Consider the following 25,399-nt stretch of genomic DNA (forward strand, 5'->3'; position numbering starts at 1 on the left):
AAAATGAATAAAGAAGAGTTAAAAGAAAAAGGTAAGAGCCTTCTTGATTATAATGAATCTAGAATCCATGAAATGAAAGAGTGGATAGAGCATTTTCCTTTAACTGGTAGATGTCCAAAGGGGCAAAAAGAAAACTTGTCAAAATTAAAAAGTATTAAAAGTGAAGTTGATATGTTTCAACAATATGGTCTTCATGGTAGCAATATCAAAGCCGTGCTTACGTATTGGGACGAAATAGAAATAGAGAACATAGTGGACAGCTTCATTAAAAACGAAAAAAATAATGTTTTTAAATACAGAAATATTGAGTTTTCGAACAAAAGCCCGCTTTCTGAAAAGGCATTTCTTGCGAAGTGCAAAGATTTGGTTCAAACAATAAATTCACTAGACGGATTCCATGCCAGAGCTATGGAAGGAAGTGTGAAAATTTCTTTTGTTGGTGCTAAGGATATTCGCTCTCTAGCTAAATACGATTCAGAAAATGATGAGGTTTTAATTAAACACACATCACTTTCTGATAATGAATTATATGGTCATATGAGATATTTACTGGTTCATGAGCTTGGTCATAGATATGAGAATAAGTTTGGATTACCTGAATCGTTCTCTGATGATTGGTATAGGACAACCAAATACTCGTTTACTGAATCTCTTAGTGGGTCTTCAGAAGCATTTGCGGAAGTGTTTGCAGTTAGTCATTGGCCTGAAAAGTACAATGAGTACTCAGATACCATAAATAGATTCAGCACAATCATGAATGAGCACACGCCAAAATTGAAAGTAAAAAAAGACTTTGCGCTAAATATGTAGTTAGGAAAAACAATGAACAATAACAAATACAGCATATCTATAGACGAGAAAAAAACAGTAAGAGAAAAAATTGTTGATGGGAGTTGGAAGGTATTACCATTTGGTATGCTAATACTCGTGTCTAACCTTAAATCATACATAAATGCTAATCCAGGCTATGCTGATCTTAAGCCATTTTTTGCAGATTGGAATATTCCATCATTAATTCAAGAAGCGGGGAAAGGCATTGTTAGCGTTGCAAACTCAACTAAAAATGAAGATCCTATCTACTTCGGTGAACATATCGGATATTGCCCGATAGATCCCACTTTTATGGATTATTTAAGCTATAAAATGGGGAATTTTATCTCATTAACAAGTAATCCTCTTGCAGTTGCAGGGATTTTGGCATCGGCTGCAAGTCTCACGATGGCAATTGGTATGTCAATAAAACACATTGACGACGAAAATAGACCATTGGTTCACTATAAGAATAAATCTTGGGAACATTTTCAAAGAAGCTTTCAAGAGGGCGAAGCACAGGCATACAAAAAATCCGTTGATGACCTTCTAGGTGGCTCTAACGGGCTATCAATATCGCTCAGAAAAATCCCTAGACTTGGTAAGAGAATCAAAAGTGTTTTTAAGGGTCTAGAGGCGCACGAGTTGCTCTCTCTCAGATTTGTATCTGAGTTTTCTGGCGCTATTACAGGAACCCCAAGTAAAGAGCAAAAATTCATGCGTGAAACACTACAAAGGATTACTGGTGAGGGATACGAGGATTTTGAAGCTATCATGCAGGCTATCAAGCCAGAAGTGATAGAAGAGTGCTTGGAACGAGGGTATTCATTCAGGTCAGTAATTGACATGTATGTTGAAATTCTTAATAAGCAATTAGAGAGTGATCCTACAAAGGATAAAATCACTTCAAACACTAAAGCGTATAATGAAATATTCGACAGACTCTCAGAGCTTCACAATAAGCACATTGTATATCATTCTTTTGCTAATCTAGTGGCTATGGCTTATGAGATGCAAGGGAGAGTGCTCAAAGGTGAAGCAGACAAGTCTGATCTTGATGACATTGTTTCTGAACTGGAATACTTTGAGTCTATAACAGACAAAGTAAAGCATAATGGTGAAGAGTATTCTCAATTGCAACATCAAGCATGGTTGGTTAGGCACGATATAATTACTTTGTCCACAGAGAATTATAAAGATCTTGTAGGAGCAAACGATAGTAAGCATAAGATTCGCGCTTCTCAATATGCAGACCCTAAATTTTTCTATGAACGAGCAGTCAAAAAGATCCTGCCAGATGAAAATATCTCTATGGAACATGGAATGCTTGATTACCTATCGATTGCGACAAGGGAACACTTCGGTGAGCACATTAAGAAACAAATAGACAATAGTGCTGATGTCAAAATTGATCGGGATGGAAAAATTCATAGCGATCAAGTAATAAGAGATAGGGCATATCAAAGACAAGACATGTTTATCCGAAATAGCATAAACATCGCTGTAGGGATGAATGTGGTTGCAAATATAGCTCAGTCTGCCACATCAGTGAAAGATGCAGATTACATAAGCGCTCCAATTAACTACGGAAATATTCTTACTGAGTTTTTCACTTATATAAGAAATCCTGATGCTGTAATGACGAACTTTAATAATGCTGTTAACGCATTGCAAAGCAGTACTTATTTTGCTCCTGCTGCATTTTTAACTGTTGGTTCATTGCTGGTGGTGTCAGTTGGAAAATACTTACATATGAAAGAGGGTAAGGATAAGTATTTCAACATGACAAGTTCTGGTTCTTGGAAAATGGTTAAAAAATACCTAAGTGAAAAAGATATAGAAATTAACAGGGTGTTTAATAACCAAATGGATAATAATATATCAGGTATTTTTTCAAGACTTGGAAAAAATAAGGTAATTGAAGCCGTTAAAAAACTCGATGCTCCTGCTATTACAACTTTAGCAGTTGTAGCTCAAATGTATAGAGAAGCAAAACACCCTGACATTTTTGATAAGTACATAAAAGACATAATTACTAAAGACGATTTTACGGATTTTATGGATGTAAGCAGCGAAATATTATTGGCAGAACAAGCGAAAAGAATGAGTCCAAAGAAATTGGTAAGCTCCTTGATTAAAAGCCTAAATAAAGTCAACAAAGAGTTAAATGGTGACATGGTTATTGGTAACAAGGAAAAGTTTACTGATGATGTATTTAAGAGGGCTGAAGCATTATCAAATGCTCATAAAAGATATAAATCTTTTGCAGTAATGGTTACTGAACTCCATAAAAATCGTGATGCGATATATAAGGCTGCTGAAGAAACAGAGCAGGACAAAATCCATATACTCAATCTTCAAAAAGAGAATGGGGGTTTTGTTAACAAAATAAAAATTAAAGCACTTGAGCAAAATATTGAGTTTAAGCTAAAGTCTATCGATTTTATGCTTAAAAAGCAGGCGGAAATCGCGAAGGATTTTGAGTTATACGCATTCTCTAAGCGAACATTTGAAAGGCATGACGATGAGTACGATGCATTACAGGCATTGGCTAACGAAATGGCGATTTGTAACTATAAAAAAGACTACTCAGTTATTGAGAATCAAATGGGATTCAAAATAACAGATAATATGCTTCGAGACCCTGAGTTATTATTCAGAAAACTGGTAGTCCCTTACGCTGAAAAAATGGGCTTACCTTTGAAAGCTACGAATACAGGTTGGGATTACTTCGGTACTGCGGTTAAAGAACAAACTGAACCATATATAAATCACGTTATTACCCAAGAGTATAAAAGAAGAGTTCAGGAAGAAGAAAATAAAGGGATTGGTGCAAAATTGAAAGAGGCGTTATCTTTCTAACAATAAGTGGAGCATGGCTCCACTTATTTTTTACTCTTCTTTTGTTTTATTTCTGACTTTTTCTGAATCATGATTTCTTTAGAGGCTTTATTATCCAAAAAAACAGATTTTCCATCATCTTGCTTTGAAAATGACTTCTCAATCAAAGTTTCGTATTCATCAAGAATAACTATATCGTCAATATTCATTTTGGATCTACCTTAAAACCTAGATTCTGTAGTTGTTCGTATGTCTTTTTATTATCAACATCTTCCAGCCACTCAATCCCTTTCATAAAAAGGTTTCTTTTGAAGTGTACGAGTGATGTACCCTTGGTCTTGTTGAAACATAAAATGCTGAGGAAGTTCTTCGAACCTTCGCCAATACCAGCATCTTTGCTCAAGCCTGTATCCAGGTAAATTCGATTATGAACCATTACAGGTTTAGAAACCCCAGTATGACCATGAATTGAAAGATCCAAGCCCTTTACAGGAACGTTATGATGCTCGTTCTTTAAAACACCATATTCAACAAACTCTTCGTGATGGCTCGTTAACAAGTCAATATTTCTCTTGGATACACCCTGTTTAATAAGTTCTAAGTAGTCATAATCAGGAATTGAAGCGTGAGAAACTGCAATCTTTTTACCTAAGAACTCAAATTCAATACAATATGGTAATTGACCATTGAGCTTAGAAAGCATGTACTTAGTCATGCAGTCAGGATATTTATCAATCCAATCGCCACCGCTTTGATACCATGCATGATAACTTGCTCTATCGTTGTTTACAAAGGCGTTGATTGCCATTCTTTCGTGATTACCTTCAACGGAGTGACCGTTTTCAATGCTAAGTACATAAGCAATCATTTCCAAGTTCTGTGAGCCACGGTCAATATTATCACCCACTAGTAGTAAATGATCTTTATTAGAAAACCCTAATTCATTAAGGGCTAACTGTAGAAAATTAAACTCCCCATGAATATCTCCTGGTATATAGATATTTTCTGCTGAGCTTAAATCCAGTTGTTTGATAAATTCATTCATGAAATTAATCTCATTTAATGGTTATCTGAATAAACTATGTTCGAATTCTGTATGATTAGATATTTAAAATTTATAGATGAAATTATTGTACCAGAGGAAGTGTGAAAGTCTTAGTATTTAATTAGTTTAGGATTATGGAATAAAAAAAGCCTTAACATGTAAGGCTCTTAAAGATTAGGCTTTTTGAGATTTCTTTTAGAATGTCATAGATGTTTGTAGTGAAACACCCAATTGATTTTCACCAGCATAAGAGCCAGCTAGGTCAATTCGAACCGTACCAAATGGAGAAAGCCCGATACCTGCTGTGAATTGATCGTCAAGATTGTTGGCAATGTCAGTTTGGTAGCCTGCACGAAGTTGCGCCCAGTCCCACGCATTTAGTTCAATACCAATTCCAGCTAGCTGAGTGTTATCTGATGAAGAATCAATTGAATTCATGAATCCAGACATATCTTCGAATCGCTCTGTTTCATTTAGCTCAATATCTGCACCAACTGTGAACCAGCTATAGTTGTAACTTGCGCTTGCTACGAAAACAGGATTAATCGAATAGCTTGCTTTTACACCATCTAGCTCAACGGTATCATAACTTTGTGAAATTAAGTTTCGACCAACAAGACCAAGAGACAAGCCGTTATTCATTGTATATGCAACGCCAGCATCCAGGTTAAAACTTGTTTCAGAATTCTGGTACTGATCATCTGTCATATCATCAAACTCAAAGTTGTTGATATCTGCAACGTAGTTGATGGTTTTCACCTGTTGGATTTTCGGTGTTAGACCATAGTAAATTACACTATTTTCTAGTTTGTACTCTTTAGCTAGAGCTGCGCCAAATTCAACAACAGCGATACCAGCGACAGTTGCTGTAGAGTCATATGTGTGAGAAGGGTTAAGAAGTTCCGATTCATTCAAATCACTATCAGCGACATCTGCGTAAACAAATGCGTCTGCATAGCCTTGAGTGAACAAGTTCACAGAGACCAATTGATTTGGAATCGCTACTGCCATACCAACGCCAGCTTGTACATAAGCGCTATCACGATTTAACGCTGCAAGAGCATCAACAACATTTGAAGCGTTCTGTTGTGTGCGGTTCGCTTCTAAAGCGTCAATGGCATCAACAGCACTATCAATACCATCTACCATTTCGCCCTTATCTTGTAGATTGACGCCGATAGAAGGTAGCAAGATACCCACGTCATCGCTATCGCCATATTTTGCTACAAGGGCTGGGTTGTGGAATGGTGCCATAAGGTAGTTTGAAGTAGAAACACCGATTCCACCCATACCTACTGAACGAGCGTCAAAGGTTGTTGCTGAAAAAGCTTGTGATGAGAATGCGGCAGAGACAGCCAATGTAAGTAATACTTTCTTCATTTGTGAACCTATAAATTAATAGTAAATAAAAACAAATTAAGTTTAATATATAATCATTACTTAATTTTTTATCAATGTATAACCAAAAACATGGAAAATCAAGTAAAATTTAACCGAAACTCTTCGTTAACATTGGTGTAACATATCTGGCTTACTCTTATAAATAAAGTTATAATTAAATTAATAATCACATAAATATAAAAACAAAACTTAGCCTGATTTTTATTAGTAGAGTTAAATCAACAACTTGAGTTAAAAAGATAAAAAATTCACGATTTAGTTTTTTATAAAAAACGCAAACTATAAAAACATATGGCAAATAAAATCAAATCAAAATTACCATAAAGTAGCAGAAATGTGATCCCGATCACTAGAATATTATTATAAAAATATTCAACTTAGTTTTTATATTGTATTTGTCATGCTATAGTTAAATAAAGATATTCGTCACATTTTTTGTGTGATTAGGAGATGACAAAATGGATAAAAAATTCCTAAAAGAACAGTTTCAATCTCCAGAATCAATAGGTATCTATTTTGGCAATTTGCGTGGCGAACCAGTGCTAGGTTCAGATAATGTGAGTGCGACAAAATACTTATCATCTGGGGATGATATCGCGGACAGTGTTAAATGTGCGTGTTTTGTCGCAAACAAGCTTAAAGGTGAAGCCGAAGTTTACGGATTTTTCAGAGGCGACAACCCTATAGTTTCGAATCCAAACGTAACTGATGAAAATCAACATTACTTTGCTGTAGTAGATAAGAGATTTATCGTTGATTTATGGATATTTCATAACAAAGGGGAAAATGAGCTTGTTTACGATTTACAAGATAGTAATGACAAAACAGAAATAATAACAAGATATGGAAATCCTCGTCTTTGGTCTTGGCTAGGTCATGATGGAATTGTTTCACCATATTCGCAAAGTTACCCACTTGAAAAACGTATTGAGTTTGTAAGAAGAGAAAAAACAAATGAAATTTCAGTCGAGTACTCTTGAAACTAATTAATATTATGATATAAATATCCCTTTCAAGAAAGCAAAGGGATGTTTTTTATGATTTTAAATCTGATTATCTACTCATCAGATGAAGCTAGAGTTAGCACATCAGTTGATATCGACATCGATTGCCTGCTTTCAAAATACCATGCCATTGAAAAGCACACTTCGAGCAAATGCAAGAAAGATCTGAACTTAATTAATACCAAGTCAGTATTGATGGGAACCAAAGATCTTAAAGATTTAGCTGAATCCATGATAGCAAGTAGCTTATTCAAGCTACAGCGCAGCAAACCCAATGAATACCTTAAACTTATAGATAAAGACTCTATCACTTGTCATAAGCACTTGTTTATGATCAACCGCGATATTGATGATGCTCCTTTACTTCCAATTGAATTCATAGAATGTCCTGTTGATGTAATTACTGAATCATCGCAAGCACCAGACTGGAATTCTGTGTTTGAAGATCTAATTAAATACTATAGAACTGGAGAACACCCTGATTTTGTTTATTATGATGATATTCGAGTAAGTATTCTTAATGACAATGATTTCATGGTTAGAGTGCTTTTTGAAGATTATGAATCACACTTAATATCTTCAGAATTCGCATGTCCTGGTGGCGAAAGCTTGAATAAAATAACCTCCAGAAAAGTTATATCTGCTTTAGATGTAAAAGAGTTCGAAGATAACCCTAACATGATAGTTAGAGCGGCTGTAGATGTTGCACTTGAGAAAAACACAGTAAGAGATGCAAAGTCTATTTTACTTGGATACGCAGCCTTAAAAAGGCATGAATTCAACGTGAACGATAACGACTGCTTTACCTTGGTATTAAGTCAACTTGAGGAAGGTTGCACCAGCCTATCTATAGAACTTTAATTATTTAATTGCCAATGACCATTATGTTATAATTTTAGAAGAAATAAATATAATGGTCATTATTAATGAAAAAAAGAATAGCATTAGCACACGCTTTAACAGAAAGTGATTTAGAGTTCGCAAACCTAATCGGAGGGCTTCCAAATCCTTCACTTGGCTTCATCCCTTCAGACCAAGAGTTCTTTAAGTATGGCTCTTGCGTACTACTTCTTGACCCTAAAAAAATTGATTTCAACAATAATTACGCTTCATCTATTGATGTGTACAGCTCAGTATTTCCAGATGTATCTTTTGAATTGAATCACTCATTCTGGGATCAATTAAATGATCGGTTAGATGCAGCCCTGCAAGCAAATCAGGTTAATGTTGGCGAGAAATATAAAACCCAAACAGTTATACATCCTGAGTTATTAAAAGGAGCTATTTCAGCAAGAAACTTGTTGGTTAAGAATCCTGCTGTAAAATTACTCTATTTGAAAGAGAAAAATATACTCAACCCCTGTAAGCCTAAGGAGATCCCTAAGGAGAAAAAGATACATTTTTTATCTAATGAATCAATTGAAGCTCTTATTAATAACAATGTTTTAGATCTTCCTGATGATGATGCTAATAAAGAAATATCAAAACTCCTTCTGGCTGACGTGCAGTTAAAAATGAAAATGCTAAGCAGTACAGGTGGAAGCGATGGCAACTCAAGAAAAAACAGGATTGAACTTAGGAAGTTAAACGCATTCATAGAAAACAGCATGTACTTTGATGACGGGATTCCAAAGCTCTATGTAAGCTATTGTGACAATGCAAGGAATGATTTAAAAGAACACCTTAGAAGAACACCTTCAATTGACGAGTCGAAATACATAAGCGATCTTGAGGAATACTTCAAAAATCATGTGCCACGCGGAACTTTTGAAGACTGGGTATCAAAGACAATTGAGCCTGGCTTTGGAAAAGCCTTTTTCTTTAAAACATCTGAGCATGATGTAGATTACGACAAAGAAGATATTTCGCATGATGAGATCTACGGAGTAGAAAGAGAGTTAGCGACTCTAAACAACCTGTCAAAAGAAATGAATAGAAAATTGATTACATGTGATAGTTTGTTTTCTACTTCGATAGTTAAGATTGCTGCATCAGTAAAAGAGCGATTACACTCTCTAGAAGAAATCGAGAATTACATAGACCAGTTAAAATCTGAAGAAGAAGTAACTGAGTATTTCATGAGCCTTAAAGATGAACTGAGTGCGATAATCGAAGAATTAGCTGCTTACTACAAATTCAAAGATCCTAATGGAAATGTGTCATCAATTTACAATAATGCAGCTACAGAAGCACTTGTTCAATCTCGGTGTGAAGTTAACGATGAACTACGTGAAAGCTTTTTCGTTGACCAGTTGCCGCATGAACTTATAACTAGAATCGATGATTTAAGAAATAGTCTAATTGTTGCTCCGTATACCTACTTCGAGTTAAAAATGAGTAATCCTATTCGATTAAACGATTTCTCTGTTGCGATTGTTCCAAAGAATGTATCACCTTCGCTTGTTGGAGTTCTTAAGGAAAATGGACTAAAGATCTGTGGTTATGAACAAGGAAGCAACTTTGATTTCGTAAGTGTATTGAATAAGCAACATGACCTTCTATTTGGTGATGGTGGCGAAATTCAAAGTAAAATTTTAGACCAAGAAGTGCAGAATTCGCTTTGATTGCCTAAATATGAATCACTTAAACATTGATTCCTACGTATATCGACTCTATGGATTGATTCTTTAGATCAAAAGATATAACATCAAAACGTAATTTAAATAAGTAATAAAAAGTGAAAACTATGAAAAGTACCTTAACTTTCGGCTTGATTAAGCCAAATGCAACAAAAGAAAATCTTGATTCTTCGATCCTAGCTGATATCTTAAATGCTGGCTTTAAGCTCGTTGCACTAAAGCGTGGTGTTATGACCAAACATGCTGCGGAAACGTTCTATGCGGAACATAAGGAAAAGCCTTTCTTTGGTGAGCTTATCGAATTCATGACTAGTGGCGAAGTTGTAGGATATGTGATTGAAGCTGAAAACGCTGTTTTAAAATACCGTGGTCTTATGGGTGCTACGAACCCACTAGAAGCAGAATCAGGTACGTTGAGAGCCAAGTACGCACAAACTAAAAGTGAAAACTCCGTACATGGCTCTGATAGTGATGAGTCAGCAAAACGTGAGATTGAGTTGTTCAAAACAAAACTGTTTGTATAAAAAACCAACCATTTGTTTAGGAGGCGTAAGCCTCCTTTTTTATGTTTATAAAAAATATTGACACGGAGTAATATGGCCTATAATATTTACCTAAATCAAAATAAATTCCTAGTGATAACACCAGGATGCAAATTTAATTAGTTAAATAAAGGAAATAAAATGGGTTTAATATCTAATATTCTGATGTTTGGTGCTATTGCAGTTGCTGTCTTTGTACTTCTAGCTTCAATGATCGTGATTGTAAAACCAAAGCAAGGTGTGTTAATCAACTTCTTTGGTGGTCGAATTGTCCGCGAAATCTCTGAGCCAGGCATTTATTTTAAGCTTCCAGCTCCAATTCATGGTGTTGCTAACAATGTGTCGTTTGACATTTTCCAAATCACAGAAGATTGTACTGTCAAAACAGCAGATGAGGTTATTCTTGGGATGAGCGTTAACGCTTCAGTGCGTGTAATGAAGAATAAAATGCAAGAGGCTTGCTATGACCTTGACGATCCTGAATCTTTGATTAAGTCTGATTTGCGTCAAATGACTTGTTCCGAATGTGATTCCTTGGAAACAAAAGAAATTTACAGCAGTAAAGGTGACATGACCAAGAAGCTAATCGACAAACTGAACAAAAACTACAATCAGTACGGATATGAGATCACTGATGTTAAAATTGATGACCCCAAACTACCTACTGAAGTGCGTGATGCTTCAAACCGTGTTGTATCTGCTAAGCGCACACTAGAAGCGGCAAAAATTGAAAAAGATGCTAAATACGAACTAAAAATGGCAGATGCTCGTGCTGATGCTGGAGCGCTTGAAGAGCGTACCAGAGCTGCTGTTAAATCCAGAGAATCTTACGCTCAAGTGTGTGTTGAAAACCTTAATAAGTTCAAAAATTCAACAACTGACGCATCAGAGATTAATATGCTGATGATGTCAATGGAAGCGATGGATACTCGCGACTCTGTTACAACAGCAGCACGTTATGGCAACCTTGTTCTATTGGGTACAAGCCAAGCTTCAAATGAAATGGGATTGCAAGCTAAAGTAGCATCACAACTTAAGAAATCACCAGGTTCTTCTAAATCACAAGAAGAAAATGAAGAAGCGCCTGAATTATCTGAAAAAGAATAAACAAAGGGATGGCCCTTGCTTTTGCAAGGGCTTAAATAGTCATGAACATTAAGCAACTGATTTTTCCTTTGAAATGCATCGCCTGGCTAGCTTTCATCACACTCTTTTCTACGATTTTTATCGTAAAGATGGTTATCTTATCATCAAAGATTTTATTAAAAAGAATAAAAAAGGTTAATCATGAAACATTTTAACATGAATGAGAAAGCTGAGGCTGCTAATGCAATAGTTTCAGGCGCTCATGAAGAAGTTCAGGTTGGTGCAGGGTATAGCTGCAATGAGCTTTACAAACTGTATAAGCTTGGTGTGAAGCATGGTGTTAAGGTATCTCAATGTACTCAACACCTTCTTGTCCTAAACAATCCTGATGATGTTAATTCAATTACAGAATACCTGGAGCCTGACACTGAATACATTGTCATTTCTGAATTTGAATTAAGCGAAGAACAAAAAAATGTTTTAGCTAATTTTAAATGTATTAAGTTATTAATGATGAAATAAATGGAGCTACAATGAATTTCGCATTATTTATTATTTGGGTTTTACTCATCCCTCTAAGATTAATAGAGGGGGAGAAACAATCACACGATATCCTTGGAAGATTGATTTTTAAGGGTAAGGGGAAGGTAATCGCTTCTGTTGCAGCAACCTGCATTTTAGCAGTTATTCTTGGGTTATTTATCAACACCCTCTTTGACAAACCTGAGAACGATGAAAAGCTGAATAGCAAAGTTCAATCTGAAGAGATTAAGCCTGAAATAACAGAGTTAAAAGCTGAAACTAAGAAGCCTTCTGTATCTCCACAGATTGTTAAGTCAATTAAAGAGACGAAGGCAGTTAAGCCAGTAGACATTGTTATTGCAGACTCAAAAACGAAATTTGCTTTCAGTGATAGTAAAACATTTAACTTCTATCTATTCAATGAAATCGAAGATTGCTACAAATCATTTGGCAAAGAATTTGGTCGAATTGGTGGTTCATGTAATGTAGAAATTGAAGGTTCGGACTCACTCTCAAATGATCCTACAATGCTAAAATCAGGCTTTGTTATGGTTTTCATGAGAGGTCAAGTATCAAAAAAAGAACATCATTACTATTTCCCTATTTATAAGAAAAAGGGTGTAAAAGGTATTTACTATCATGCAAGTCAACAAAGCACAAAAGATTCTGGATTCTATTTTTACAAGAAACACGGAATGAATTTTGAACAGATGTTGAGAAAGTTCTATGGTAAAGAGGTGGACTTCTTTCCATATGACGTAAAAGTAAAAGAAGCAGATCTTGGAAAAGTTAGAAGCCATATTGAGAATGAGCAATTAGATAGTGGAGTAAATACTACTAAGGTAATAAACCATAAAGTAGTTAAGACAGCTAAATCGAATGATAAAGCTCCACGAAACTCATATAACTATCATGTTTTCCGTGAGTTTAGTAGCTGTGAAAAATTGACTAATAATTCGGGATTGTATCACAACAACGAAATTGACTGTAATCCAGTGTTCCCGAGTAATCAGCCATCAACTCTTAAAACAGCAAATAGCTATGAATTGTCAGGATTTGTATATGCCATAAAACGCAAAGTAGGGATCTTTAATCGAGATGACATGTTTAAATACTACCCTGTTTATAGATTAGTTGGTTCAGGTGCAGATAGTGAATCGCCAAATTATATCTATGAAAATGGCAAAGAAGCTCAGCTAGATGGTTTCTATAACGAAGCCCTAACAGTTGATCAGCTTGACAAGCTATTTCTGTATTAATTTTATTATTTAAAATCAGAGCGCCAGTTAACCGCTGGCGCTTTTCTATTTTAGGAAAGAGTATGAAAAAGAAGCTAGAAGAATTAACAATTAATATCATTAAAAACGCACAAGATATCGTTGCAGAGAATGCAGCAGAGATAATTGGAAATAATCTCAACAAATCTCTAAGTCTCGAAATGTTAAGTGTAACGAAAACTGTTAGCGGAAAGGTGATAACGGAAATGGGGCTTATAGACAGAAAATGGATAGTAATAGGGGATTACATTATAGATCCTGTTCTGGCTGTAGAAGTCTCAACATCCGAGGGCTTTGTTTTCAATGTTGAATTCGACAAAGTGAACCAGTACATCTGGTTCTAATAAAAGAGCCTGCTTAGCAGGCTCAATTTATCAATAGTTGTGCTTTCTGTTCCTGAACTGACCCGCTCTGTGCTGACCATAAAGACCTGGTTTCGTTTCCCCAGAGTAGAAACTGGTTGGTTCAAGCTCATTTTCCTCAAGTAATTGAGAAAAACTAAATCCATTTACCTTATATTCTTTGATGACCTTTTTGTTTATGGCTTGAATATTATGCTTACCTTGACCTTCGTATCGGCCTGGATTTGGTTTGAAATCGTCCATTGACGTATTGCTTCGTCCAGAAGGCAGGCTTTGTAGGTTTTTGATAGCAGTTATCAAAGACACAGGGGTAAATGTGTTGTTCTGTTGATTTTCAATCAGATTCAAGTGTAGGTTTTCATCAAAGTCCAATTTTGGATCTGGTGTCATTTCCGTTGGGGTATGAAAGAAAAACTTAAACCCATCCTCTACACCAGCGTATACAGGCTTGCTATTGTGATGATATAGGTATTGAAGTATCCCTTCCTGTAATGCGAAAGCAATCCCTCGATTTTTCAATGTGTATAAGTCATTGAAGTCGATGCCTAGCTCATCCATTAGCTGGATTGCTTTTCTATGAAAACCAGTCATCTCGGAAGGGTTCTTGAGAGTTGCTTTAGACGCTGCGTTAACAGCATGTATACTCCGTAGGAGATCATATGTATGCAAAATCATCATATACCCTTGTTTGATATGAGTTGATAATTATCGAGTATATGCCTAAACAATTTAATGGTCAAACGTTCTTTGTTTATCATGCATGTAAAGGAAACTGGGCAATTATGATAAAGATTTCAGATAAATACGTCTCTTATCACTGCGCGAGGAATTGAATATTTAGTCATTTAGAAAGAGTAAAGTCTTGCTGCTAAGCAACAAGACCCACTCTAGGAAAAGAAATGAAATAACAAAGAAATGTAACCGCGTTCCGATATACATTAAATAAAATATACAAGTATTTTTAAAATAATACAACACTTTTTATTAATTATTTTATTAACTGGCTAATTTATGAGTTGTTAAATTCAATATCGTGTTTTTGGTTTTACCTTTAAACCAGTAATTGTTACTATCGAAGTTGAAAATAACAATAATAAATAAAGGTAAAAACACTATGAACAGTAAAATTAGTCAATTTATTTTGCTATCCAAATCATTCCATCTTCATGAGTCAGACTTTCGACTTACAAAAATTGATGTGAACTCGAAATGCTTAGTGAGCCAGGTAATAGAACAAGCCGAACTGAACTTAATAGAAACAATAAAAGCATACAAACCAGAGGGTAAGTTTTTTAAAACAGATGTTATATATAAAATTTCTGAGTTGGAAGCTAAGGTAATAAGGGAACTTAATGCTATTTCAAAGGTTTATGGTGCTCAAATAGGTAATGATAAAGTCGGATATACTCAGAAGAACATTGATCTATTAATGCACAAAGAAGAACAATATAGCGTCTTAGCATCAAAACTTTACCGCAATATTAAGTATGCACTCATTGACTCAGAAGATAAAATCTTAATCGCATTAAAAGAATCTTATGAGCGAATCTCTGAATTAGCAATTAAATCAACACGTTCTAAATACTTAATAAAGCAAGCTAAATCAATTATTTCTAAATCCATTTCACATTGTTATCATGAGTCTTTGAGTGAGTTATTTTATAGTCTAGAAACAATAGAGATTGCGACGAATAGAAGCAATTTCATGAAAACGCTGCTCGATAACATTAAACTCTACATTCCACTACTCATTGCTGACAAATATTCGTCTGATGATTTTGAAGTCTATCGAAGCACAGATAAAAATGGTCTGATTGAATTAACAGCTCTTGAGACCAGTGATGTTCTTATGAATATTTACGAGTCACTTTTACAACTTGACTGCGTCAATGAAAAAGAAATATGTATTCTAAAATCCGTAATATATACGCACGACTATAATCTTCTATTCGACTATGATTTATAATGATAAATGAGCCTCAATTGAGGCTCACTTTTTAGCTAGGATTAGCCCATTTTTAATGTGAGATTTCGGAAAAATCTTACTTATGAGAGGCAAGTATTCAGCAGTTTTTTTGTTTTCCTGCCAGCTATCTTTAGAAGAAAAGCAACCAACACCACTGCGATTTCCTTCATAGCATGTAACCAAAAGCGTTCCGTCATCATTTAAAGCGTCGAATGCTTGTTCTATAAGTTTTAGCTTCACAGTATCTTCAATTATTACATTAAGCACGTTGCTAATTGTAACTGTGTCAACACCGTGTTTTTTGGATTGAATAATGGCATTTGCGTTATCAATTACAGGGCGGTTAAACGGATCGATAATTAAGTTTGTTACTCCAATCTTAGATAGAAACGTTGTACCTGTCTCAAACTTACCTCCCCCTATATCCAAATTGACAGTGTTATCTCTAAACAAGCCCAAATCACACCCAAGTCCAAATATTTTCGGTTTATTTCTCGAATTCATAGATGTTTTTTTTGATGACACTTTTTGGTCACAGTCAAGCCAGAGTTTTGTTAAATTTTCTATTTTGTGTTTTTTTAAGATTTCACACCAACAGTGATATCTGCCTATTATGCTGGATACTGACGGATCAACACCTAATAGGGACTTCCATATATATGAGTACAATTTTGATTGATTTATGTCAAAGCCATTGTAATCATCGGCTACAAAAAGCCATTTATGATGGTAGATAAAAGGATTTTCGCTTTGCTTAGTTAGCTTACAAGATCCGTCTTGTTTGAAGGTTAAAACCTTGCCAATTACAGGGCAATCTTGACTGTCAAATTCATCGCATTGAATTAATGATATTGCATTTGTTTTATTGTTAATTTTTATTATTGTCGGCATGAAATCAATTTTGGGTGAATTTAAGAATTTCTCAATTTCAACACCAAAGCAGTCTGCATAAGAGACATGAAACCAAAAATTGTAACCTATCCTTTTTCCCACAGGAGATTGTCGATATATGCCGAACTCAGATCGCAATCTTTTTATTATATCATTCATAAAAAGTTTCTTAATTATTTAATTATTTATTTTTTACCATGATACATTAGATGTTTTAAATATCAATAAAAAAATAATGCAGGCAAAGCCTGCTTAAACTGATTAAAAATCAATCCCTTGAGACAGCCGTGGATCGGGGTTTCTCTTCTCTATCTGAATGATGTTTCCACTCTCTAAAGTCAAACCGATTAATATCTCTCCATCTGTTCCTTTTTGAAAACCGTATGACTCAGTTTTATCGACGTACTCTTCATCGTATTCCGTAAGATTATCAATTAATGCTGATTTACCATCTCTTAACAATCTCATAAGGTTCTCATAATTTACGTGTCCACTGGATACTTTATTGAATCTATGATTACCAATATCTCGGATCGTAATATCAACACTTAATGGGTAGTAGTTAACCCCAAGCGGAGGCATAGAGTTCCCGATGATTAACTCAAAACTACCGTCTTTAGATAAAAAGGAAATTGGCTCCTGTCTAGTCATCATACTCATGATTGAATCTTGGAGTTTTTCAGATGTAAACTCATGAAATTGTATGGGTTTTGTTTTCAAGCCAGCTACTTTCCTCGTGTGCTCAGGAAGCATATTTTCAACAGGTTCATGTCCATCTCTTAATCCTATTAGAAAACTTGGATCTTCTTCGATTATGATAGAACTGAATATTTCCTCTTTTGGTGTAATGACATTGATTATGTATTCAACGGTTTCCTGGTCATTGTAGAATTTAGATTGTTTTGTTACCTCAGCTCTGTACCCATCCCTTAGAGGCATTACAAGAACATCTCCAAACTTGAAGTTAGGTATTGGGTCAGGAAGTGACGAGTTAAAGCTATTAAGCTTGTCTTCCATTGATACTAAATCATTGGTAAATGCTATTTTACCCACTGTCGTTGGGGTGTTAAGGTATGCGTCAACAGTTTGTACTCCCCCCAGCATATCAAATCTGCGTTGATGGACTAGGGTATCCAGGTTGTTGTCATACACATAGGCGCATTCTAAATTGTTGTTGCTCCAATCATCTGTGGCTATATAGCCTATTACGGATTCTGGAGAGTGAGTTGTTATCTCTTTTAGTTTAGATTTACTGCTCAATGGAACTAAGAGTCTGTCTTCACCGTTTACGAATGGATTTCCATCGGGATAAGTGACTTTCTCCATATTCAGAATGGTTTTGATCTTTTCCATTTTAGAATTTGAATTAAAAATATCCTCAAGGGACTTCCGTACCGAATCAGTAAGTTTTATTTCTAGGCCACTTCTTAGTCTAATGTGTGACTCACTTATTTCATCAAAAAAACCTGAAAAATCAGTTTGTAAGCGATTTATGATGTTCATTGCCGTTCCCAATATTATTTTTACAATATTGTAACATGCCGCTATAAAATAGTTAATAAAATAAAACATAAAGTTAGCAACCAAAGAAGAAATTGATTCAAATCAAATTAAGTTTTGAAATTAATTTTATTTCAGCAAATATTATTGACGCTTAATCCTGCCAGTGTATAATTCGAAACATACAAAGTGATTAACATTCTGATTTTAATGATTTTATCAAGGCTTTAACGCCGTAACGGAGTTTTTATGAAAAGTAAAAAGTTACTATCTGCTATTCTTGCAATGACTGCTGTATCAAGCCCTCTTGCTTTAGCAAGCACCACTAATGGAACAGAACAAGTCACTACTGGCGGTGTTGAAGTTCTTGAAAGCAATTACCCTTGGCAAGTTAAGGTAATCACTACAATGAATGGCGTTGAAGAAGCAAAAGTATGTGGCGGTGCAATCATTGACACTCAGTGGGCTGTAACTTCTGCTCAGTGTTTCTTTGATGTGTCAAAGGGTCTTGATAAGAATGACATCGAAAGTTTGCAAGTATCATTCCCAGATTATGATGGTGAAGGTCTAGCAACACTAAATATCGATAAGTTCTTCGTACACTCAAGCGCTACTGGAAACCCTGCTGATGCAAACGATATTGCACTGGTCAAGTTCAATGAAAGCAGCTTCCCAATGAACGGTGTAATTCAATTAATGACCGCTGTCGAAGATGAAAATGTTTTAACACAGCAAAAATCAGATTTCTGGGTAGAGAACCAGGAACGTTTACCGTTGTTTGTAACAACTGGTTATCAAGGCTCGCTAGATGGCGCTTTAAAGCGTGATTACCTATCTGGTGTGCCAAATGATAAGTGTGATGGTTACAATACTCGCTTGACACATTGTGGTACTACTCCACATCCTGAATACACACAAGGCATGTGTTACGGAGATCTTGGTGCTCCACTAATTTGGAAAAACCCAAATAATGCAGGGGATAACAACAAAGGTCTGCGACTAGCTGGCATTGCCTCTATCGGTAAGGATAACTGTGACAACAATAACTACTCTGAATTTACTAATATTGCTGACTATGTAGACTGGATTAAAAACACAATCACTGCTGAGATTGGTGAAGAATATGTAGTTAACCAATTAGCTCAAATGACCGTGTTTAGCTATGATCCTCTTGCTGATGAGAATATGCCTTCATACACTAACAAGGGTGAAGTGGGTGGTAACTCAGGAGAAGACCCAGACTTTGTCGGTGATGATGACGACAATGCTACAGACGGTAATGGTGATTCAGGAGATAAATCTGGTGGCAGTTTTGGTCTAGGTGTTCTGATTGCTTTAGGAACCACTGCTTACAATCGCAGAAAGAAAAAGTAAGCAGACAAAAGATAATATTGATATTGAGGGCTTTATGCCCTCTTTTTTTATGAATTTTTGTGTTATATTTCGATGAATTCCTATTTAAATATCAATAAATAAATTATCAACTTATGAATACAATCTTACGCAACGTCATTGCAGGAAGCTCTCTATTGGCAGTAAGCTTTAACGCTTCCGCATTTCCGATTATGGCGATCAACAGCATTGGCTATTTAGTTCCAATACTTCTTGCTATTGTTTCTGGTGGGGTGGGTATAAGAAATAAGAAACACATGCTTTTTGCAATGGTTGGAATGTTGGTGCTACTTACGTATTTCATCTTTGAAAACGTAGTCGATCATAGAGTAGAAAAATTCAGCTTAAAGCAAAAATATTTCGAATCAAGTAAAAGTGTTCAAATCAACTCCGACAGGTTCTTACCTATTGCAATGGTTCCTGAAGTCATCAACTCTGGTAAGCGAGTAAGCTTAATAAAAATTCAAGATGTCCGAAATATTTACTTAAATAACAATAATACATATGGTTACGCTGAGTACGACAAAGCTATTGATTACATTAATGCTAATAAGTTTGACTATGTATTATTAAGATCGCACTCCTATCAAACCTTACTCGATTTCGGTGAGAAGGTGGCTAAGAATGCAAATACCAAAGTTATGTTAGTTAAGCCTGAGTTGACAACATTTAATTGTGAGCAAAAAACTTGCGCCAAAAATTTCAGAGAATATGACTTTGAAGATTATGATTTTCCGATTATTGAGAAATTTAATGCGAGAAGAGCAAAGCTTCTCGATGATTTTAATATTATTGTAGCCTCTCGATTCATTTCTTCTATTTCTCAGATATATAAAGAAGATATGATTTATTTAGATGTTGATCTAGCTTACGCGTATGGAGATAAATACTGGTCTTCAATATCTACCAAGATTAATCGAAACAAAAAAACGATTGTTCTAATAAATAAAAATGATAACTTTTCAAGCTCTGAGATTTTTTACAATTATAAGAATGGTTTACTGAATATTCTTTCAGAGCAAACAGGGGTTAAGGATTTTTATGTTACAAGCAATTCTGAATTAATCCGTGAGATTTCATTAAGAAGTGATGACCCTGTTGTAACGAAATCACATATAAATGAAAATAGATATTATTCACCTATAGAGATTCATGCTAGAAGCTATAGCAATTTTGATTATTTTACTTACATTTGTTTTACTGAGCAATGCGTTGACACAATGGGTAGAGACAATTCTATCAACGCATCGACACTAAACATTTTCAGTTTAAATGGTTCTTTGCTAGTTAACCTTGAACCATTGAAAAGATACAAAAATGATAAATTGGTTATAGCCTCGCATGATCTGTTCAGTTCATTATTAGGAAAACTTTTAGCTAAGAATCTTGCTGAAAACGGATTTAAATTCAAAGGATTCACTTACCATTACTCTATGTACTTTGGAGCATTTGAAAGGTCAGTTATAAATGGTGAGCATATAGCTAGTTACGATGACAATATTCTTCAACCGTTAACTAAACTACTATCAGTTATAAACTATGAGTTTTTAGATAAAGACAGAGAGATTAATATTTATGCGTTGATAGTTGTTAGCCTGATTTTTGGTGCTTTATCGGTCTCTAAAAACGGAAATGTTTCTAAAACATCAAGTATTGGTTTTATTGTAATTTCATACATTCTTGTCAACTTTTTCCACTTGAATCCTAAGTTGATAGATTTAGAGATTTTTGGTGTGTTATTTGCTGCACCACTGTTATCAACGTACATTTATGTGACCACAGATAAGTGCAAATATGCGATATTTTCTCTGATCGCGTACTGGCTAGCTTATAGCTTCATAAGTGTAAGTAGTATGATTAATTACGTGCTTTCATTCTATTCAATAGGTGGTGTTCTTGCCTTTGCATTTAGTTGTAAGAAAATTAAAGAAGATAAGGCTCGTATAGGTGAGAAATATCTTTTAACAGTAAAGCATCTTACAAACTGTAAAGCTGGCTGGATAATTGAAAACAAGGAGGACTTACTTCGACATGTAAAAAACAAAAAATATCTGTTGAGATCTAATCATTTAACTAAAGAAGAAATGGACGTTTCTGGAAAATTTGAAAGTTACTTGATAAGCGGAAAAGAAGACGCAATGCAAGTCTATGAAGCCGCTATTAAGGATGCAAACATCTTGCTAAAGCAAGATGATATCCAATTCTGGCTCGTTCCATATGTGGAGACAACACTGAAAGGTGTAATGCAGTCAATTGGTACAAACATAGGGTTAGTTGGCATATCCTTGGGCGCTAATGATTCGGTTACGCTGGGAACTTCTAGCTCTTACTATGAAATAGATAGGGAAGGTAACTGCAAGAATTGGTCAGATTCAAAAATTACAAAGGCGAGATTACTCAAAAAACTGAAAGAAATCGAAGCTATTGAAGGTGTTCCAGTAATAGTTGAATTTGGCATTACCAGATTTGGAAAAATTGAGATTTTTCAAGTTAGACATCAATGTGTAAAATATTCTCACGAACAGACGCGTAATGCATTGAATGGTCGATACTCTGTTGTATTTAATGAGAGTTCTTCTATTTTAGGAGCATCTGTATTGAGCAGCCTGAGTGAAGGTAGGATTGTCTTGGCAAAGGGAAGCATGTCCATGCTTAAGGTTGTCGAGCCTAACCAAAGTTTAAGCTATATTGCGACACAAACCCGTCTTGTCGCGATCACTAAAGAATTGTCTGAAATTGACCTGTCTAACTCGATCACTATAAATGCTAAGGTTAATTTGATTAAACAGATTCTTGATCCAATCATAACTTTGTACTTTAGTGGTAGCAGCATGCTCTTTGAAACAGTTCGCGACAGTATCATACTGAATTGCGTTACCAGTGCGGTTTCTAAGTTTGGTGAATTGCCAGGATATGATCTCGCTGATAAGCCTGTACAAGTAAGTACAGAAAATAGTAACTTGAGTTCCACAACATATAAAGATGTATTGCACTTAATCGTATCTATTGCTTTGATTAGGCTGAGAAATGAACTTTGCTCAGAGTTTACAGATATTAGTCGAGTAGCTGGTAGTACAATTTCACAACTGGATGAAAAAATCTTAATTGAAGATACCACTGAAACTAATAATATGAATGAAATGATAGTCGTAGTAGAAGGTTCATTTTCTGGTGAAACATATTCTGTTGATGAGTTCTTAATGCTTTCAGAAAATGATCAGGCAAAGGCAGTGATTAAAGATGATTTTATACCTATCTCATATATGATGGATTGCATGAACGCTTCTGCAATCATAGTGAGAAATGGAACTCCGCTTTCTCATGTTGCTCAAACAGCAAAGTCTCTAAAAGTTCCTTTTAAGATAGTGAAATAAGCATCAAACCCTCTTAAAACAAGAGGGTTTTTATTTGTAAAACAAATTGACTACCAGTATTCGATGTGTATAATAAGAACAATAAATAAGGAATGTGAAAATGAAAATTATTTCTAAAGATAGTGATTATTACGACTCTTGTACAGCTTTTGGTCAGTCAGATGATAACTACGTCTTTGCACGTAATAAGAAAACGCACCTGCTACAGGAAGTGTCAGCGATTGAAGTAATCGACAAGTTACTGCAACTTGAAGCAAAGGAACTTAGGAAAATTTTCCGCGACATCTCAAGACGTAATACTTGGGGTACTAGATACTCAGATCCATTTATTGAAGTTGGAGTTTTGATTTTTTGTGGAAAGAATTACCCTTTAATCACATTCTGTAGTGAAGCATTCCATCAATTCAATACTACTAGAACTGGATTAGAAAAGGTCATTGAATACATGTCGCTAAATGGCGTTAAATCAGAGCGAGAAATGCCTTATCTAACCTTTTACGATGCTGTATCGGCAAAGCGATTTATCACCAATATGAGTAATCTAGGCGCTTTCAAGGACGCAGATTATGGTGAAGCATATTGGTTTGACATCATTGAGCGAATTTTCAATGCTTTTAAACCTACAAATGATAGTGATTTTTATCGCCAATTGCTTGTAAACTACAATACGCCATACCTAAAAGTACATCGAATTAACTATAATTTCCAGTCATGCTCATTGAATATTGAAACCAATACAAACCTGAGATTACTACAATTCCAAAAGCAATTTTACCCTCAGCAGGCTTACCAAGAGATTGAGATGTTTTGCTGTGGTGTTCTAGGTTCAACTCAGGAAGAAATTATTCAAATTGCAGATGAGCACTTGAGAGATGCAAAAGGTTTTGATGGTAAATCGTTCAAAACAAGACCAGGAACTAAAAAACGTAGAAAGCATAAATAATTAAGGGGTAATAAATGTCTTCAATTACAATCGCAAAATCACAGAGCATAGTTTTAAACACAGACAAAATAACGATCTCAAGAGCTGAAGACAACTCATTGAATTGTCAATTGAAATCAGAAAGTCTTGAGGATATTGTAAAAGAGCTTGCAGAGCTGTACTGTATTCAACAGGATCAAATTGCGGAGCTTTCAAAAAGACCGAAGTTTGATCTGAGCACCGTACATGGAAGAGAACAAGCTGTCATAGCGAATCTCCCTCCTGAACTTAAAAGTTGCTAAGGATTACATAATGAAAAATGTAGATACTGTTAAAAGACTTGCCGAATCTGGTCAGGAAGCTAAGAAATTATTTTCTGATTTGGCAAAAGACATTGATCGTCAGGAGAATGCTGGATACGATCTCTGGACACACTTGCCATCTTATAAAGCCGCAGTAGCAGCTCATGGTGATTATGCAGTTGAACATAAACCTTCAGTAGCAGACATTATGATTGAAGCAGCAATGTTCCTTTCAGACAAGATGGAAGTTGAGCCTGATATGACTCCAGATAAAGCGGAATGGTACTCTTGCCCATGCGGACAAGAACACTAATTTCACATTTTTGATATAACAAGCCTGTTCTATGCAGGCTTGATAGTCTCTGTGATTCTCCCCGCCCTATCGGGCGAGGCTTCTTGAATCGTTTGCCGCAACCTAATTCTTGATTAGGATTCACGCAGGCATCATCAAGCAGAAACGGTCAATCCAGCCGCTTTTAATTCAATTAAACCTGCATTACGAAGATTTTTGCCAGAGTTAGTATCTCGGCAGTGTACTGCATTGCAGCTCGGGCAAGTCCATACTCTGATATGAAGCGGCATTTTATCCATCTTGTAGCCGCAACACGAGCAGGTCTTTGAAGAGGGCAACCACTGATCACACTTAATCAGCCACTTGCCGTACCTATCAGCTTTATATGCCAACTTAGAGATAAATACTCCCCAAGCCGCATCAGCAATGTGTTTCGCAAGTCGTTTGTTTTTTAGCATGTTGGATGATTTTAGCGTTTCAACAATTATCGCTTGGTTTTCGTCAATAATTCGTTTTGAAAGCTGGTGCTGAAAATCATTTCGAGCGTTAGCCACTCGCTCATGCGCTTTGGCAAGCAATAGCCTGGCTTTCGCTCTATTTTTAGAGCCTTTTTTACATCGACTCAGGGCTTTTTGTTTCCGCCTTAGGTTTTTATATGCGTTAATTAAAAACCGAGGATTGGCAATCATTTCACCTTTATCACTAATGAGGTAATCCGTCAGCCCCAAATCGAAACCTGATAATTTGCTGATATGTTTTGGTTTGTCAGGTGCCTTATTACCGCAATCGACCAGAATTGAAGCATAAAATTTACCTGTGCTAGATTTAGAGATGGTTATGCTTTTTAACGTTCCACTTATCTCTCGGTGGATCTTAGCTTTGATAGGTTTACATTTCGGGATTTTGATTGCGTTTTCAAGGATTTTTAGACCAGTACAATGGTAACTGCTCTGATAACCGTGTTTACGCTTAAACTTAGGAAACTTAGCTTTTAGCTTTGGATTGAAAAAGTTCGAGAAAGCCTTATCAAGATTGATGATCGATTGTTGCAAAGAAATGGAATCGAACTGACTTAACCAGGAATACTTTCTGGACTTTTTGCCAAGAGATAACAATGGTTTTATCTCTTTTTTAAGGCTTAATGAAATGTTTTTCTTTTTGTAAAAGTGAGTTTTTATGTGTAGAGCTTTATTATACGCAAACCGAACAGCGCCAAACTGAGCTTCAAGAAACTCAGCTTGTTCTATCGTTGGGTAAATACGTATCTTCGTGGCTCGTAACATTTCAATAA

Annotated in this window: 23 protein-coding genes; 16 read left to right on the plus strand and 7 right to left on the minus strand. The window is 35.5% G+C overall.

Annotation, left to right across the window (positions count from 1 at the left end; genetic code table 11):
• Nucleotides 1–3: 3 nt before the first annotated feature.
• Together AACT42_RS11640 and AACT42_RS11645 are read left to right on the plus strand one after the other, a co-directional pair.
• Nucleotides 4–810 (plus strand): hypothetical protein, encoded by an 807-nt coding sequence (locus tag AACT42_RS11640; protein ID WP_094182800.1) that lies wholly within the window; start codon nucleotides 4–6, stop codon nucleotides 808–810.
• 12 nt (nucleotides 811–822) lie between these two features.
• Nucleotides 823–3,672 carry a hypothetical protein gene (locus tag AACT42_RS11645; protein ID WP_094132898.1) on the plus strand — a complete coding sequence of 950 codons (2,850 nt, stop codon included), beginning with the start codon at nucleotides 823–825 and terminating at the stop codon, nucleotides 3,670–3,672.
• A 23-nt stretch (nucleotides 3,673–3,695) separates the two neighbouring features.
• On the opposite strand, the gene AACT42_RS11650 is transcribed toward AACT42_RS11645, so the two are convergent.
• The 3 genes from AACT42_RS11650 to traF all read right to left on the minus strand — a co-directional run bounded on the left by AACT42_RS11650 (nucleotide 3,696) and on the right by traF (nucleotide 6,076).
• Nucleotides 3,696–3,860 (minus strand): hypothetical protein, encoded by a 165-nt coding sequence (locus tag AACT42_RS11650; protein WP_176432215.1) that lies wholly within the window; start codon nucleotides 3,858–3,860, stop codon nucleotides 3,696–3,698.
• Nucleotides 3,857–4,696, minus strand: a complete 840-nt coding sequence (locus tag AACT42_RS11655; protein WP_094132900.1) for a metallophosphoesterase — start codon at nucleotides 4,694–4,696, stop codon at nucleotides 3,857–3,859. The genes AACT42_RS11650 and AACT42_RS11655 overlap by 4 nt, the downstream gene beginning before the upstream one ends.
• A gap of 195 nt (nucleotides 4,697–4,891) precedes the next feature.
• On the minus strand, nucleotides 4,892–6,076 hold the full coding sequence (gene traF / locus AACT42_RS11660; RefSeq protein WP_094132902.1) for a conjugal transfer protein TraF: 1,185 nt from the start codon (nucleotides 6,074–6,076) through the stop codon (nucleotides 4,892–4,894).
• Between the two features lie 479 nt (nucleotides 6,077–6,555).
• On the opposite strand from traF, the gene AACT42_RS11665 reads away from it, so the two are divergent.
• The 8 genes from AACT42_RS11665 (at nucleotide 6,556) to AACT42_RS11700 (ending at nucleotide 13,451) form a co-directional block, all read left to right on the plus strand.
• A complete protein-coding gene (locus tag AACT42_RS11665; protein WP_045595359.1) occupies nucleotides 6,556–7,077 on the plus strand; it encodes a hypothetical protein in 522 nt (173 codons plus the stop codon).
• A 57-nt stretch (nucleotides 7,078–7,134) separates the two neighbouring features.
• Nucleotides 7,135–7,962 (plus strand): hypothetical protein, encoded by an 828-nt coding sequence (locus AACT42_RS11670; RefSeq protein ID WP_094182801.1) that lies wholly within the window; start codon nucleotides 7,135–7,137, stop codon nucleotides 7,960–7,962.
• A gap of 65 nt (nucleotides 7,963–8,027) precedes the next feature.
• Entirely contained in the window at nucleotides 8,028–9,665 is a 1,638-nt protein-coding gene (locus AACT42_RS11675; protein ID WP_094133438.1) for a hypothetical protein, read from the plus strand.
• Between the two features lie 122 nt (nucleotides 9,666–9,787).
• Nucleotides 9,788–10,204 carry a nucleoside-diphosphate kinase gene (gene ndk / locus AACT42_RS11680; protein WP_094133437.1) on the plus strand — a complete coding sequence of 139 codons (417 nt, stop codon included), beginning with the start codon at nucleotides 9,788–9,790 and terminating at the stop codon, nucleotides 10,202–10,204.
• A 159-nt stretch (nucleotides 10,205–10,363) separates the two neighbouring features.
• Nucleotides 10,364–11,329, plus strand: a complete 966-nt coding sequence (locus tag AACT42_RS11685; RefSeq protein ID WP_094133436.1) for an SPFH domain-containing protein — start codon at nucleotides 10,364–10,366, stop codon at nucleotides 11,327–11,329.
• Between the two features lie 180 nt (nucleotides 11,330–11,509).
• On the plus strand, nucleotides 11,510–11,830 hold the full coding sequence (locus AACT42_RS11690; RefSeq protein ID WP_094133435.1) for a hypothetical protein: 321 nt from the start codon (nucleotides 11,510–11,512) through the stop codon (nucleotides 11,828–11,830).
• An 11-nt stretch (nucleotides 11,831–11,841) separates the two neighbouring features.
• Nucleotides 11,842–13,089, plus strand: a complete 1,248-nt coding sequence (locus AACT42_RS11695) for a hypothetical protein (RefSeq protein ID WP_094133434.1) — start codon at nucleotides 11,842–11,844, stop codon at nucleotides 13,087–13,089.
• A 62-nt stretch (nucleotides 13,090–13,151) separates the two neighbouring features.
• The gene (locus tag AACT42_RS11700) at nucleotides 13,152–13,451 is read left to right on the plus strand and encodes a hypothetical protein (RefSeq protein ID WP_094133433.1); all 300 of its coding nucleotides are present in this window, start codon (nucleotides 13,152–13,154) and stop codon (nucleotides 13,449–13,451) included.
• Nucleotides 13,452–13,481: 30 nt separating this feature from the next.
• Here the strand turns inward: AACT42_RS11700 and AACT42_RS11705 are convergent, their stop codons facing one another.
• Complete coding sequence (locus AACT42_RS11705) at nucleotides 13,482–14,060, minus strand: hypothetical protein (protein ID WP_141193230.1); 579 nt, start codon at nucleotides 14,058–14,060, stop codon at nucleotides 13,482–13,484.
• Nucleotides 14,061–14,583: 523 nt separating this feature from the next.
• Between AACT42_RS11705 and AACT42_RS11710 the strand changes: the two genes are divergently transcribed.
• Nucleotides 14,584–15,435 carry a hypothetical protein gene (locus AACT42_RS11710; RefSeq protein ID WP_094133431.1) on the plus strand — a complete coding sequence of 284 codons (852 nt, stop codon included), beginning with the start codon at nucleotides 14,584–14,586 and terminating at the stop codon, nucleotides 15,433–15,435.
• A gap of 24 nt (nucleotides 15,436–15,459) precedes the next feature.
• On the opposite strand, the gene AACT42_RS11715 is transcribed toward AACT42_RS11710, so the two are convergent.
• Together AACT42_RS11715 and AACT42_RS11720 are read right to left on the minus strand one after the other, a co-directional pair.
• On the minus strand, nucleotides 15,460–16,485 hold the full coding sequence (locus AACT42_RS11715; protein ID WP_094182802.1) for a hypothetical protein: 1,026 nt from the start codon (nucleotides 16,483–16,485) through the stop codon (nucleotides 15,460–15,462).
• Nucleotides 16,486–16,587: 102 nt separating this feature from the next.
• Nucleotides 16,588–17,829 (minus strand): hypothetical protein, encoded by a 1,242-nt coding sequence (locus AACT42_RS11720; RefSeq protein WP_141193225.1) that lies wholly within the window; start codon nucleotides 17,827–17,829, stop codon nucleotides 16,588–16,590.
• Nucleotides 17,830–18,075: 246 nt separating this feature from the next.
• On the opposite strand from AACT42_RS11720, the gene AACT42_RS11725 reads away from it, so the two are divergent.
• The 5 genes from AACT42_RS11725 (at nucleotide 18,076) to AACT42_RS11745 (ending at nucleotide 24,129) form a co-directional block, all read left to right on the plus strand.
• Nucleotides 18,076–19,200: a trypsin-like serine protease gene (locus AACT42_RS11725; RefSeq protein ID WP_094133372.1), complete on the plus strand. Its 1,125-nt coding sequence runs from the start codon at nucleotides 18,076–18,078 to the stop codon at nucleotides 19,198–19,200.
• 113 nt (nucleotides 19,201–19,313) lie between these two features.
• The gene (locus AACT42_RS11730) at nucleotides 19,314–22,592 is read left to right on the plus strand and encodes a hypothetical protein (protein WP_141194975.1); all 3,279 of its coding nucleotides are present in this window, start codon (nucleotides 19,314–19,316) and stop codon (nucleotides 22,590–22,592) included.
• Nucleotides 22,593–22,692: 100 nt separating this feature from the next.
• Nucleotides 22,693–23,535 (plus strand): hypothetical protein, encoded by an 843-nt coding sequence (locus tag AACT42_RS11735; protein ID WP_094131982.1) that lies wholly within the window; start codon nucleotides 22,693–22,695, stop codon nucleotides 23,533–23,535.
• 14 nt (nucleotides 23,536–23,549) lie between these two features.
• A complete protein-coding gene (locus AACT42_RS11740; protein WP_094131981.1) occupies nucleotides 23,550–23,816 on the plus strand; it encodes a hypothetical protein in 267 nt (88 codons plus the stop codon).
• 10 nt (nucleotides 23,817–23,826) lie between these two features.
• Nucleotides 23,827–24,129 carry a hypothetical protein gene (locus AACT42_RS11745; protein ID WP_053317400.1) on the plus strand — a complete coding sequence of 101 codons (303 nt, stop codon included), beginning with the start codon at nucleotides 23,827–23,829 and terminating at the stop codon, nucleotides 24,127–24,129.
• Nucleotides 24,130–24,263: 134 nt separating this feature from the next.
• Here AACT42_RS11745 and AACT42_RS11750 read toward each other — a convergent pair whose 3' ends face one another.
• Complete coding sequence (locus AACT42_RS11750) at nucleotides 24,264–25,391, minus strand: RNA-guided endonuclease InsQ/TnpB family protein (RefSeq protein ID WP_094131980.1); 1,128 nt, start codon at nucleotides 25,389–25,391, stop codon at nucleotides 24,264–24,266.
• Nucleotides 25,392–25,399 lie beyond the last annotated feature (8 nt).

Source organism: Vibrio sp. V15_P4S5T153 (assembly GCF_963874485.1).
Lineage (GTDB): Bacteria > Pseudomonadota > Gammaproteobacteria > Enterobacterales > Vibrionaceae > Vibrio > Vibrio anguillarum.